The sequence below is a fragment of the Allobosea sp. 05L423 genome (assembly GCF_056397745.1).
On sequence record NZ_JBFTOA010000008.1, the window covers coordinates 168,097 to 180,152 of the forward strand.

At 67.1% G+C, this 12,056-nt stretch carries 11 protein-coding genes; 6 read left to right on the plus strand and 5 right to left on the minus strand.

All coding sequences use genetic code 11. The features are described from left to right. Positions 1–5: 5 nt before the first annotated feature. Positions 6–440, plus strand: coding sequence for a VOC family protein (locus AC1DNE_RS18960; protein ID WP_441471328.1), 435 nt, complete (start codon positions 6–8; stop codon positions 438–440). 124 nt (positions 441–564) lie between these two features. On the opposite strand, the gene AC1DNE_RS18965 is transcribed toward AC1DNE_RS18960, so the two are convergent. The 5 genes from AC1DNE_RS18965 to AC1DNE_RS18985 form a co-directional block, all read right to left on the minus strand. Next, positions 565–1,320: an SDR family NAD(P)-dependent oxidoreductase gene (locus AC1DNE_RS18965; protein WP_441471329.1), complete on the minus strand. Its 756-nt coding sequence runs from the start codon at positions 1,318–1,320 to the stop codon at positions 565–567. Beyond that, positions 1,293–2,333, minus strand: a complete 1,041-nt coding sequence (locus AC1DNE_RS18970) for a ketopantoate reductase family protein (RefSeq protein WP_476841151.1) — start codon at positions 2,331–2,333, stop codon at positions 1,293–1,295. The genes AC1DNE_RS18965 and AC1DNE_RS18970 overlap by 28 nt, the downstream gene beginning before the upstream one ends. A gap of 160 nt (positions 2,334–2,493) precedes the next feature. Then, positions 2,494–3,441 (minus strand): isoaspartyl peptidase/L-asparaginase family protein, encoded by a 948-nt coding sequence (locus AC1DNE_RS18975; RefSeq protein ID WP_441471331.1) that lies wholly within the window; start codon positions 3,439–3,441, stop codon positions 2,494–2,496. Between the two features lie 145 nt (positions 3,442–3,586). Further along, positions 3,587–5,179: an ABC transporter substrate-binding protein gene (locus AC1DNE_RS18980; RefSeq protein ID WP_441471332.1), complete on the minus strand. Its 1,593-nt coding sequence runs from the start codon at positions 5,177–5,179 to the stop codon at positions 3,587–3,589. Between the two features lie 2 nt (positions 5,180–5,181). Further along, positions 5,182–5,727, minus strand: coding sequence for a MarR family winged helix-turn-helix transcriptional regulator (locus AC1DNE_RS18985; RefSeq protein WP_441471333.1), 546 nt, complete (start codon positions 5,725–5,727; stop codon positions 5,182–5,184). Positions 5,728–5,854: 127 nt separating this feature from the next. Between AC1DNE_RS18985 and AC1DNE_RS18990 the strand changes: the two genes are divergently transcribed. The 5 genes from AC1DNE_RS18990 (at position 5,855) to AC1DNE_RS19010 (ending at position 11,438) form a co-directional block, all read left to right on the plus strand. Continuing rightward, positions 5,855–6,556 (plus strand): creatininase family protein, encoded by a 702-nt coding sequence (locus AC1DNE_RS18990; protein WP_441471334.1) that lies wholly within the window; start codon positions 5,855–5,857, stop codon positions 6,554–6,556. A 124-nt stretch (positions 6,557–6,680) separates the two neighbouring features. Continuing rightward, entirely contained in the window at positions 6,681–7,655 is a 975-nt protein-coding gene (locus AC1DNE_RS18995) for an ABC transporter permease (RefSeq protein ID WP_441471335.1), read from the plus strand. Next, complete coding sequence (locus AC1DNE_RS19000; RefSeq protein ID WP_441471336.1) at positions 7,652–8,530, plus strand: ABC transporter permease; 879 nt, start codon at positions 7,652–7,654, stop codon at positions 8,528–8,530. The genes AC1DNE_RS18995 and AC1DNE_RS19000 overlap by 4 nt, the downstream gene beginning before the upstream one ends. A gap of 163 nt (positions 8,531–8,693) precedes the next feature. Continuing rightward, positions 8,694–10,397, plus strand: a complete 1,704-nt coding sequence (locus AC1DNE_RS19005) for a dipeptide ABC transporter ATP-binding protein (protein ID WP_441471337.1) — start codon at positions 8,694–8,696, stop codon at positions 10,395–10,397. 141 nt (positions 10,398–10,538) lie between these two features. Then, positions 10,539–11,438, plus strand: coding sequence for a polysaccharide deacetylase family protein (locus tag AC1DNE_RS19010; protein WP_441471338.1), 900 nt, complete (start codon positions 10,539–10,541; stop codon positions 11,436–11,438). Positions 11,439–12,056 lie beyond the last annotated feature (618 nt).

Sequence of the window (12,056 nt, forward strand, 5' to 3'; positions counted from 1 at the left end):
ACACAATGAAACTGTCGACTTACCTGATGTTCGGAGGCAACTGTCGCGAGGCCTTCACCCATTACGAGAAGGTGCTGGGCGGCAAGATGCTGGCCATGATGGACCACAAGGGCACGCCGGCCGAGGAGCATGTCGCCCCCGAATGGCGCGACAAGATCCTGCATGCCTGCCTCGAGGTCGACGGGCAGATGCTGATGGCCTCCGACGCGCCGCCGGATCGCTCGGACGGGCCGATGCGTTCGGTCTCTGTCAGCGTCGGCGTGAAGACTCCCGAGGAGGCCGAGCGCATCTTCGCGGGTCTCTCCGAAGGCGGCGCCAAGATCACCATGCCGATGGCCGAGACCTTCTGGTCGCCGCGCTTCGGCATGCTTGTCGATCGCTTCGGCACCAACTGGATGGTCGGCGCCGACCAGCCGGCCGACAAGATGAACTGCGGCTGACGCCACAAACGCTCGTCATGCTCGGGCTCGACCCGAGCATCTCACGCAGAACAAGGCGCTGGAGCCTCCTTCGGGACGAGATGCTCGGGTCAAGCCCGAGCATGACGGCGCGCTCCAGCCGCCTCTATGACCGTCCGCCATCCACCGAGAGCACCTGCCCGCTGATCCAGCCTGCCTGTTCGCTCAGGAAGAACAGCGTGGCGTTGGCGATATCCTCGGGCGTGCCGAGGCGGCGGGTGTGGATGCTCTCGACGAGGCGCTTCTGCCCTTCCGGCCCATAGCTCTGCCACTGTCGCTCGGTTGCGGGGTTTGAGCGCACGAAGCCCGGCGCCACCGAGTTCACCGTGATGCCATGCGGGCCGAATTCCCAGGCGAGCTGCTTCGTCAGCCCGACGAGTGCGTGCTTGGCGCTGGCATAGGCCTGGATGCCGGTGAGGCTAGGCCGTAATCCTGCGCCAGACGAGATCGTGACGATCCGGCCGTAGGCGCCTTGCTTCATCGCGGGCGCTGCCGCCTGCGCGAGGAAGAAGGCGGCATCGACATTGGCCGCGAAGATCACCCGCCAGTCTTCTTCTGAAATTGCCTCGATCGGTCTGCCGACCTGTCCGCGCACGCCGCCGGCGGCATGGACGAGGAGTTCGAGCCGACCTTCCATCGCGACGATGTCGCGCACCAGCGTCTGCGCTGCCTCGGGCGTACCGAGATCGACGCCATGCCCCGTCGCGCCGATTTCCCGCGCCGCCGCCTGCACGCCGCCGGTATCGATGTCGGCAAGGTGGACGCGTGCGCCTGCCTCGGCCAGGGCGGCGGCGATTGCGCGCCCGATGCCCTGGGCTGCGCCGGTGACGAGGGCTACGCGGCCGTCGAAGCGGATCTGCATCGGTCGATCAATACTTTCAGCGTCTCGAAGGCCATCGGGCGGCGGCCGTCCTCGATGTCGTGGATGAGCGAAACCAGCGTCTCGATCGCGGTCGTCGCGATGCCGACCTCGCGGCCGAGTGTCGCGACGACGCCGATCTGCGGGTCGACCTCGGTCTTGCGCTTGCGCACCGCGAGATCGCGCCAGATGCCCGAATGGGTCTTGGCCGTCTGCGCGGTGTAGCGGGCGAGCCAGCGAATGGTCTCGATCTGCGGACCTTCCGGCCGGCCGGGCGCGAAGACCATCGGGTCAAAATCGCCGAAACCGAGGGAGGTCACGCCGCGCTTGGCCGCGACCGCGCCGACTTCCCGGCCGAGCGCCAGCCAGACCGGAAGCCGTTCCGGGTCCGCAAAATTCGCCGACATCGAATCGTCGGTCAGCGCCGTCCCGAACAGCATCGCGCCATAGGCGAGCTTGCCCCAGAGATAGCCGAAGATGTTGTCGGTCAGGATCGCGTCGGGCTCGAACAGCTTCATCAGCCGATGCATCTCGGACGCGCGTTCGCTGATCGACCCGTCGAGCTCGCCGACGACCGTCGCGCCGCGGTTGCCGTAGAGAATCTCGCCCGGCCCGAGCCAATCGGCGCCGAAATTGACGAAGCAGCCCATGGTGCGCCGTTCGCCGACTGCCTTGGCGATGGCGAGCTCGTTGAGCCCGTTCTGCGCGGAGAGCACGAAGCCGTCCTCGGCCAGATGCGGCTTGAGCGCGTCGAGCGCAGCCTCCGTCGCGCCGGCCTTCACGGCAAGGACGATGCGGCTGTAGCGGCCGGTCAATTCGGCTGGCGTCGCGGCCGGCACGACTTGCGTGAATTCCTCGACCGGCCCGGAAATGGCGAGCCCCTTGGTCCGGCAGGCTTCGACATGCTCGGGGACGATGTCGACGAGCAGAACCGGCACGCCGGCCCGCGCCCAATAGGCGCCGAGCGTGCCGCCGATGGCGCCGGCGCCCCAGATCAGGATGGGTTCAGCGGTCACGATAGAAGCCTTTGCATCACGCAGCCCTCATCCTGAGGAGCAAGCCCAAAGGCTTGCGTCTCGAAGGATGTTCCAGATGTCTCCCGCGCCTCCTGAAACATCCTTCGAGACGCCGCTGCGCGGCTCCTCAGGATGAGGGCTGTGGAAGACGAAACTGGCATCACGCCTGCCCCACCAACTCGACATGGTCGTGCGTGGCGACATGGACGAGTCCATCCGCCGTCACCCAGCCCCGATACATGCCTTCGGTGTTGTAGGGCGCGACGATCGCGCCATCGGCCCCGACCGCCACCAGCCCGGCTCCGATCTTGTGCTCGGAGAGTTCCGCAAGAACCGCGTCCGTCGCGGCCTGCAGCGAGAGGCCCTTATAGGCGATCAGCGATGCGATCTCGTGGCCGACGCAGTAGCGGATGAAATACTCGCCCTTGCCGGTGCCGGAGACGGCGCAGCGCCCGTCGCGGGCATAGGTGCCGGCGCCGATGATCGGGGAATCGCCGACGCGCCCGACCGGCTTGTTGGTGTAGCCGCCGGTCGAGGTCGCGGCGGCGAGATGGCCCTGCGCGTCACAGGCGACGGCGCCGACCGTGCCGTGCTTCTCGGCCTCGCTCGCCTCGGCGGCGGTGCCGACGATCTCGCGCAGCTTCATCGAGGCGAGGTTCTTGCGCCGGCGCTCGGTCGAGAAATACTCGTTCGCGACGGTATCGACGCCCTCATGCTCGGCGAAATCATCGGCCGCGGGGCCGGCGAGCAGCAGCGGGTCGCCGCGCAGCATCAAGGCCTTGGCGGCCGTGATCGGGTTGCGGATGCGCTTGGCGCCGCAGACAGCGCCGGCCGCAAGCGTCGATCCGTCCATGATCGAGGCGTCGAGCTCATGCTCGCCATCGGTGTTGAAGGCGGCGCCATGGCCGGCGTTGAAATGCGGGGAGTCCTCCATCACCCGCACCGCGGCCTCGACCGCATCGACGGCGGGGCCGCCCTTGCTCAGGATCCTCCAGCCGGCCCTGAGCGCAGCGGCGAGGTCGGCGCGGGCCTGCGCCCATTCGGCTTCGGTCATCTCGGCCTTGGGCAACGTGCCGCAGCCGCCATGAATGGCAAGCGCGAGGGTCATGTTCGTATTCCGATCAGTCGTCGTTTCGAGGAGTCGCCCGTCATGCTCGCCCTTGTGGCGAGCATCCACGTCTTGAACACGACCCTCGCCCAGCGAAGACGTGGATGGTCGGGACAAGCCCGACCATGACGCGAAGGTGGTCGCGTTACTTCTTGGCGGGCTTGATGTCCATCGCCAGCGTGTCCTCGTCGACGCGCGGGCTGATCGTCACCTTGTCCTTCTGCATCGCCCAGGCCGAGCCGACGGCGGTGATCGGCAGGCGCGGCCGGTCCTTGGCGACGATGGCCGAGACATCGGCCAGCATCTGGTTGCGCTTGGCCTCGTCCATCTCGACAGCAGCGTCCTCGATCAGCTTGTCGACCTGAGGATTCGCGTAGTTCTGGACATTGAAGGCGCCGAGCTTCTTGGCCGGGTCGTTCGAATGCACCAGTGAGGACAGCGTGTAGTTGGCCTCGCCCGTCAGCGTGCCCCAGCCTGACATCGACATCGAGAAGTCGCCGCGCAGGCGGGCTGGGAAGAACACGGCGCCCGGCTGGGCGTTGGCGTTCACCTCGACGCCGATGCGCGCCAGCATCTGGGCGATCGAGGTGCCGACCTGCCGGTCGCCGGGCAGGCGGTCATTGGTGAAGGAGAAGGTGATCTTGAAGCCGCTGGGATAGCCGGCCTCCTCCATCAGCTTCTTGGCCTTGGCGATGTCGGGCTTGAGCGCCGGCAGGCTCTTGTTGAAGCCGGCGATGGTCGGCGTCACCAATTGGTTGGCCGGCGAACCGAGGCCTTCCATCGCGATCTCGGCCAGCGCCGGCCGGTCGATGGCAAGGTCGATCGCCTCGCGCACCCTGACGTCCTGCAGCGGGTTCTTCGGCAGCGGCGAGCCGTCCTTGGCGCTGATCTGCGGGGACTTGTCCCGCATGTCGAGCTCCATGTTGAAGAGGTAGACGCTTTCGACCGTCGCGACGTTGAGCTTGGCATCGCGCTTCAGCGTCGGCACGTCGGAGGCCGGGGCACGCACGATAATGTCGACCTGCCCGGCCTTGAGCTGCGCGACGCGAGCGGCGTCGTTCGGCAATTCCTTGCGCACGACCTTGGCCCAGGGCTCCTTGGGGCCCCAGTAGCCGTCGAAGCGATCCAGCACCATCTGGTCCTTCGGCGTCCAGGAGACGAACTTGTAGGGGCCGGTGCCAACAGCCGCCTTGCCGGAGTTGAAGGCCTCGTTGGCATTGTCCTTGGTCAGGCCCGCGGCGGCCTTGTGCGAGACGATGAACAGCCGGATGAAGTCGTTCGGCAGGTTCGGAGCCGGCCCGTCCGTGACGATGTGAACCGTCAGCGGGTCGACGATCTTCACCTCCTTGACCCGCCGGACGTAGATCGTCGTCGGGTTCGGTCCGGCCACGACCGGGATGCGCTCGATCGAGAACTTCACATCCTCGGCGGTGAAGTCGGAACCGTCATGGAACTTGACGCCGGGGCGCAGCTTGAACTCCCAGACGGTCGGCTCGAGCGTCTTCCAGCTCAGGGCGAGCCGCGGCTCGATCTGCAGCTTGTCGCCGGACCAGGTCAGCGTGTCGAAGACATGCTTCAGCGCCTCGGCATGCGTGCCGGTGGCGGTGAAGTGCGGATCGATCGACTCAGGGCCGGCACGCACGCCGATCGTCAGGGTCTGGGCCAGTGCGCCGGTCGAGACGGTGGTGGCGAGTAGCGCGGCGAAGGCCGCGAGGCGGAAGGTCCGGGCCGGTTTCATGATTAGTTCCCCTCGTGTTCGAGTTCGTTGGGCCAGGTGGGCGAGGCAATGACGAGCTTGTCGAGCAGCGCGCAGAGCTGCTGCTGCTCGTCTTCGCTGAGGCGAGAGAGCATCATGCTCTGGTGCTGCACCATCTGCGGCATGGTCTCGTTGAAGATCTTGCGGCCGGCCGCCGTCAGGTGCAGCACGTAGCTCCGCAGATCGTCGGGGTCGGTCTCGCGCTTGAGCAGGCGCCTCTGCAGCAGCTTCTGCACTGCGCGCGACAGCGTGTTCTTCGGCAGCCCCGACGAGGCGACGATGTTCTTGGCAGCGACGCCCTCGCGCAGCCCCACGGCATACAGCGCAACGAATTCCGGGCGCACCAGGCCGTATCGGGTCTCGATCCAGCGATAGACCGGATCGTTGAAGCGGAAGGCAAGGAAGTTCAGCCGGAAGGACAGCCAGCAGGGATTGTCCCAGAGTTTGGTGACGGTCAGCGGATCGAGCGCGCCAAACGCGGCCTCGCGTTCCGGGTCAACGCGCGAAAGAGAGGTAGGCGAGCGCCGCATGGCAGTGTCTCCCTGCCGTTTAGTTCCAAATGGAACTTGACGCTCCGGAATGCCAGAGTCAAGGATGGTTTGGGCAGGGACTGACCGAACTGTCTACCGCCTGTGAAAGCAAAGCAAGGATTGCGCCGTGCTGGTCGCCGAGATGAACTGGATGCAGATCGAAGCCCAGGCGAAGCGGGACGACCGCTGCGTCCTGCCGCTCGGCAGCGTCGAGCAGCACGCCTATCTCAGCCTGGCGACCGACGTGATCCTGTCCGAACGGGTGGCGAAGGAGGCGGCCGAGCCGCTCGGCATCCCCGTTTTCCCCGTGCTGGCCTATGGCATGACCCCGGGCTTCCTCGATTTTCCGGGCAGCATCTCGCTGAAGCTCAGCACCTATGCGGCGCTGCTGGGAGACATCTTCGACGGCTTCTATCGCTCTGGCTTCCGGCGGATCGTGCTGGTCAACGGCCATGGCGGCAATTCGCCCGCGCTGAACTTCGCCACCGAATGGCTCGATCGCCACCCGGATGCGAGCATCAGGTTGCACAATTGGTGGGCGGCGCCGCAATTCCAGGCGGCGGTGAAGGCTATCGACCCGGCGGCGTCGCACGCCTCCTGGATGGAGAACTTCCCCTGGACGCGGCTCGCGGGCGTCTCGATGCCCGACACGCTGAAGCCGCCCTTCATTGCCGCCCAATACCAGGCCGCGAGTCCCGCGAGGCGACGCGAGATCATCGGCGACGGCAACTTCCACGGCCTTTATCAGCGGCCGGACGAGGACATGCTGAAGGTCTGGCGGGTGGGCGTCGAGGAGACGCGTGCGGCGATGGTGGAGAACTGGCCGTGAGGCCGACTTCCCTCAGCCCTCATCCTGAGGAGCCGCGGAGCGGCGTCACTGTCGCGAGCCGGACAAAGCCTGCGGCGCTCCGCAGGATGAGGGCTGGACAGAGCGGCAGGGACCGCCGAGACGCATGCTAGGCCACGTCGCCGTCCGGCTGGCGCAGGCGCTCGTCGTCATGCTCGTGATGTCGGTGCTGGTCTTCGTCGGCGTCTATGCGATCGGCAATCCGATCGACGTGCTGATCGGTCCCGATGTCAGCCAGGAGCTCAGGCTCCAGACCATCGCCCATTACGGGCTCGACCGGCCGCTCTGGGAGCAATACCTCACCTTTCTCGGGCGCGTGCTGCACGGCGATTTCGGCCGTTCCTTCGTCTTCGGCATGCCGGTGATGCAGCTCATCCTGTCGCGCCTGCCGGCGACGCTGGAACTGACGCTGGCCGCGGTCTGCGGCGCGGCGCTGATCGGCATCCCCGCGGGAATCTACGCCGGCTACAAGCCCGATGGCTTCGCCTCGAAGCTGATCATGACGGTCTCGATCCTCGGTTTCTCCGTGCCGACCTTCTGGATCGGCCTCGTGCTGATCATGGCCTTCGCCGTCGAACTCCAATGGCTGCCGGCGGGCGGGCGCGGCGAGACGGTCTCGATCTTCGGCGTCGAGTGGAGCTTCCTGACGCTGAACGGGCTCAGCCACTTGCTGCTCCCGGCGCTCAACCTCGCCTTCTTCAAGCTCGCGCTGATGACGCGCCTTGCCCGCGCCGGCACGCGCGAGGCCATGCTGTCGGACACGGTGAAGTTCGCCCGCGCCGCCGGCCTCTCCGAATGGACCGTGCTGCGCCGGCATGTGCTGAGGCTGATCGCGATTCCGCTGGTGACCGTCTTCGGCCTGGAATTCGGCTCGACGCTCGCCTTCGCCGTCGTCACCGAGACGATCTTCTCCTGGCCCGGCATCGGCAAGCTGATCATCGACTCCATCCAGTCGCTCGATCGGCCGGTGATGGTCGCCTATCTCATGCTCGTCGCCTTCGTCTTCATCACCATCAACTTCCTCGTCGACCTCGCTTATGTCGGGCTCGATCCCAGGCTGAGGAAAGGAGGCGCCAGATGAAGGACGCCTCTCCCGCCGCCCGCTTCTGGGCCGAATTCCGCGAGAGCAAGACAGCGGTCGCGGCGCTCGTCGTGGTCGTGCTGATGATCGGCATCGCGCTGCTGGCGCCGCTCGTCGCCCCTCAGGACCCCTACGACCTCGCCAATCTGTCGCTGTCGGATGCGCGCCGTCCGCCGGGCTATGTCGGTGAAGGTGGCTATACCCATTGGCTCGGCACCGACGCGCAGGGCCGCGATCTGCTGTCGGCCATCCTCTACGGTTTGCGCATCTCGCTGCAGATGGGGCTCGTCGCCGGTGCGCTGGCCTTCGTCCTCGGCGTTTCGCTCGGCATAGGCGCCGCCTATGTCGGCGGCCGCTGGGAAGCCTTCATCATGCGCGTCATCGATCTCCAGCTCGCCTTCCCGGCGATCCTGCTGGCGCTCGTGCTCTCGGCGTTGCTGGGCCAGGGCAAGATGCAGCTCATCGCCGCGCTCGCTGCCGCGCAATACGCCTATTTCGCACGCACCGCCCATGGCGCTGCCTCGGCCGAGCGCGGCAAGGACTATGTCGAGGCGGTGCTGTCGACGCCGCTGCCCGGCTGGCGTGTGGTCTTGCGCCACATCTTCCCGAACTGCCTGCCGCCGCTGATCGTGGTCGCGACGGTGCAGGTGGCGAATGCCATTGCGCTGGAAGCGACGCTCTCCTTCCTCGGCGTCGGCCTGCCGGTCACCGAGCCCTCGCTCGGCATGCTCATAGCGAACGGCTTCCAGTACATGCTCTCGGGCCGCTACTGGATCTCGATCTATCCGGGCATCGCGTTGATCGTGCTGATCGTCGCGATCAACCTCGTCGGCGACCGCATCCGCGATCAGGTCAATCCGAGGCTGAAGCGATGAGCGGCCCTCCTGGATATGCGAGCCCTCATCCTGAGGAGCCGCGCAGCGGCGTCTCGAAGGATGCTTCAGGGGGCGCTTTCGCCGCGAGCTGGACCATCCTTGGAGACGCGCCTGCGGCGTGCTTCAGGATGAGGGCTGAGGGATACCGGTGGAGGGGGCAGTCATGACCGAAGTCCCGCTCCTTCAGGTCGCGAATCTCGCAACGCATTTTCACGCCCGCAGCGGCGTGGTGAAGGCGGTCGACGGCGTCTCCTTCGCGCTGAAGCGCGGCGAGGTGATGGGGCTCGTCGGCGAGTCCGGGTCGGGCAAGAGCATCACCGGCTTCTCGATCATCGGGTTGATCGACCCGCCCGGCCGCGTCGAAAGCGGTTCCTCGGTGAAGCTGGAGGGCCGCGAACTCGTCGGTTTGGCTCCCTCCGACTTGCGCAAGATCCGCGGCAAGCAGATCTCGATGGTCTTCCAGGACCCGATGATGACGCTGAACCCGATGCTGACCATCGGGACGCAAATCCGATTGGCTCTGGAAGCGCATGAGACGGTCTCGGGCGCCGAGGCGCGCCGCCGCGCCGTCGCGGCATTGGCGCAGGTCCGCATTCCCGATCCCGAGGGCAAGGTCGATTTCTACCCGCACCAGTTCTCCGGCGGCATGCGCCAACGCGTCGCCATCGCGATCGCCCTGCTGCACCGGCCGAAGCTGATCATCTGCGACGAGCCGACGACCGCGCTCGACGTCTCCGTGCAGGCCGAGATCCTCGCGGAGATGAAGGAGCTGGTCGCCGAACTCGGCACGGCGCTGATCTGGATCAGCCACGACCTCGCCGTCGTCGCCGAGCTTGCCGACCATGTCTGCGTCATGCGCCACGGCAAGATCGTCGAGGCCGGGCCGACGCTCGATGTTCTGACCCATCCGCAGCACCCTTATACGCGGGGGCTGCTCGACGCGCTGCCGTCCCGCTCCGAGCCTGGCCAATTGCTGGCCGGAGGCGCCGGCTCCGATGTCGCGCCGCCGCCGCGCGCCGCGAAGGTGGCTGCGCCTGCCGTCGCCGATGCCCTGCATTACGTCCGCATCGAGCATGTCGCCAAGCGCTTCGCCGGGACGCCCGGGCTTTTCCGCAAGCTCGCCCAGAAGGCCGGCCTGTCGAAGGCTGCGGCAGTGGTGCAAGCGGTCGACGACGTCACGCTGGTGCTGAAGCGCGGCGAGGCGCTCGGCCTTGTCGGCGAATCCGGCTCCGGCAAGTCGACGCTCGGGCGCGTCGCGGCCGGCATCTATGCGCCCGATAGCGGTTCCGTCCGCATCGACGGCGCGCCGGTGATGAGTGCGGGAGACAACCCGCACAAGGTCACAACGCGCGTCCAGACCATCTTCCAGGACCCTTTCGCCTCGCTCAACCCGCGCATGACCGTGGGCGACAGCATCGCCGAGGGGCCATTGGCGCATGGGCTCGTCAAGAGCGGCGAAGCGAAGGACTACGTCCGGCAATGGCTGGCGGCCGTCGGGCTCGATCCGAACGTCGCCGGCCGCTACCCGCATCAGTTCTCGGGCGGCCAGCGCCAGCGTGTCGCCATCGCGCGGGCGCTCGCGATGCAGCCGGACGTCGTCGTCTGCGACGAGCCGGTCGCCTCGCTCGACGTTTCCATTCAGGCTCAGATCATCAATCTGCTGATCCGCCTGCGGCAGGAACTGGACCTGACGCTGATCTTCATCTCGCACGACCTTTCGGTCGTCCGCCATCTCTGCGACCGCGTCGCGATCATGTATCGCGGCAAGATCGTCGAGAGCGGCCCGGCCGGCGCGGTCTACGACCATCCGCAGCACGACTATACCAAGCGCCTGCTCGCCGCCGTGCCGGTGCTGCCGGTGGCTTGAGGATGATTACCCCGTCATTGCGAGGAGCGAAGCGACGAGGCAATCCAGGGCCGGCAGGGCTGAACCGTTCAACCCAGTCCTCCTGGAATGCTTCGCCGTGCTCGCAATGACCGGGCGCGTTTCGACAGAGAGGAAAAGGCAATGACCGAATCCGAACTCCTGCCCTGGCAATGGCCGGAAGAGGTCTGGCGCGGCAAGGTCGAGCGCGTCCGCGCCGGCCGCAATCTCAAGCCTGCCAGGTGGAAGAGCGGCGCCCGTTGCGCGATCGCGTTCTCCTTCGACGTCGATCATGAGACCAACGAGCTACGCGACGGCGGCAAGTCGGTCGGCCGCCTGTCCTGGGGGCAATACGGCAACCGCGTCGGCGTGCCGCGCATCCTGGAGCTTTTGAAGAAGCAGGACATCCCGGCGAGCTTTTTCGTGCCGGCCGTTACGGCGCTGCTCTATCCCGACGAACAGCGCCGCATCGTCGGCGAGGGTCACGAGATCGGCCTTCACGGCTGGATCCACGAGGTCAACACGGCCGTTCCCCCGGCCGACGAGCGTGAACTGCATCTGCGCTCGGCGGATACGCTGGAGAAGATCACCGGCGTCCGGCCGGTCGGCATGCGCACCCCGTCCTGGGATTTCTCGGAGGTGACGCTCTCGGTCGAACGCGAACTCGGCCTTCTCTACGATTCCTCGCTGTTCGCCGATGACGACCCCTATGAGATCGTCGAGAAGGGCGAGGCGACCGGCATGGTCGAGCTGCCGGTCGAATGGATTCGCGACGACGCGGTCTATTTCAACATGAACCGTTTCCAGGCGCTCCGGCCCTATACGCCGCCGGAGGCGGTCTTCGACATCTTCCGCCGCGAATTCGAGGGCGCCTATGCCGATGGCGGGCTCTTCCTGCTGACGATGCATCCGCATGTCATCACCTATCGCTCGCGCCTCTGGATACTCGAGGAGCTGATCCGGCTCGCCAAGGCGAAGGGCGATTGCTGGTTTGCGACCCATGCCGAGATCGCGGCCTATGTGAAGGCCGAAGCCGGGCTCTGACCCGTCCGATCGGAACCGCTGCCCGATTCTCGCCGTTTTCGCTTCATCGCGGGTTCAGGCCCTGGCCGGCCTGATACCCACGCGTTGAAACGAACAACGGGAATTGCAATGCGCACGAAACGCTGGTTGCTGGTCGGGACCGTCCTGCCCGCCCTCGTCATTTCGCAGGCCGGGCAAGCCTTTGCCGAAGCCGGATACCGGCTGGCCCAGGCCCCCGCAGCCGGCGACGAGGAACCGGGACGGGGACCACGTCAGCGGCCGCAGGAGCAGCATCGTCCGCCCGGCGGGCAGCCGGGCCAGCGCGGCCCGGAGCGGCCCGCGGCTCCGGGCGCTCCCCAGGCCCCGCGCCCGCCGCAAATGCAGCCCGCCCCGGCTGTTCCCCGGCCGCAGCCGCCCGCCATGCCGGCCCCGCAACCGCGCGCCGAACCGCCTGCTGCGCGTCCGCAGCCGGAGCGTCCGCCGGTGCCGCGCGAGGCGCCTCCCGCTATGCGCCCCGCCCCGAACATGGCGCCGGCACCAGCACAGCCGCCCGCGGCCCGGCCGACACCGCCGCGTCCGCCGGCGGAGCCCGTCATGCCGACACCGCCGCGCGCCGCACCTCAGCCGCCTGCGCCGCCC

What these genes read in the sequence shown, in the direction of transcription:
- AC1DNE_RS18995 (WP_441471335.1), top strand. Translation starts at nt 6,681, where the DNA reads ATGCTAGGCCACGTCGCCGTCCGGCTGGCGCAGGCGCTCGTCGTCATG.
- AC1DNE_RS19000 (WP_441471336.1), top strand. Translation starts at nt 7,652, where the DNA reads ATGAAGGACGCCTCTCCCGCCGCCCGCTTCTGGGCCGAATTCCGCGAG.
- AC1DNE_RS18960 (WP_441471328.1), top strand. Translation starts at nt 6, where the DNA reads ATGAAACTGTCGACTTACCTGATGTTCGGAGGCAACTGTCGCGAGGCC.
- AC1DNE_RS18965 (WP_441471329.1), bottom strand. Translation starts at nt 1,320, where the DNA reads ATGCAGATCCGCTTCGACGGCCGCGTAGCCCTCGTCACCGGCGCAGCC.
- AC1DNE_RS19005 (WP_441471337.1), top strand. Translation starts at nt 8,694, where the DNA reads ATGACCGAAGTCCCGCTCCTTCAGGTCGCGAATCTCGCAACGCATTTT.
- AC1DNE_RS18985 (WP_441471333.1), bottom strand. Translation starts at nt 5,727, where the DNA reads ATGCGGCGCTCGCCTACCTCTCTTTCGCGCGTTGACCCGGAACGCGAG.
- AC1DNE_RS19010 (WP_441471338.1), top strand. Translation starts at nt 10,539, where the DNA reads ATGACCGAATCCGAACTCCTGCCCTGGCAATGGCCGGAAGAGGTCTGG.
- AC1DNE_RS18975 (WP_441471331.1), bottom strand. Translation starts at nt 3,441, where the DNA reads ATGACCCTCGCGCTTGCCATTCATGGCGGCTGCGGCACGTTGCCCAAG.
- AC1DNE_RS18980 (WP_441471332.1), bottom strand. Translation starts at nt 5,179, where the DNA reads ATGAAACCGGCCCGGACCTTCCGCCTCGCGGCCTTCGCCGCGCTACTC.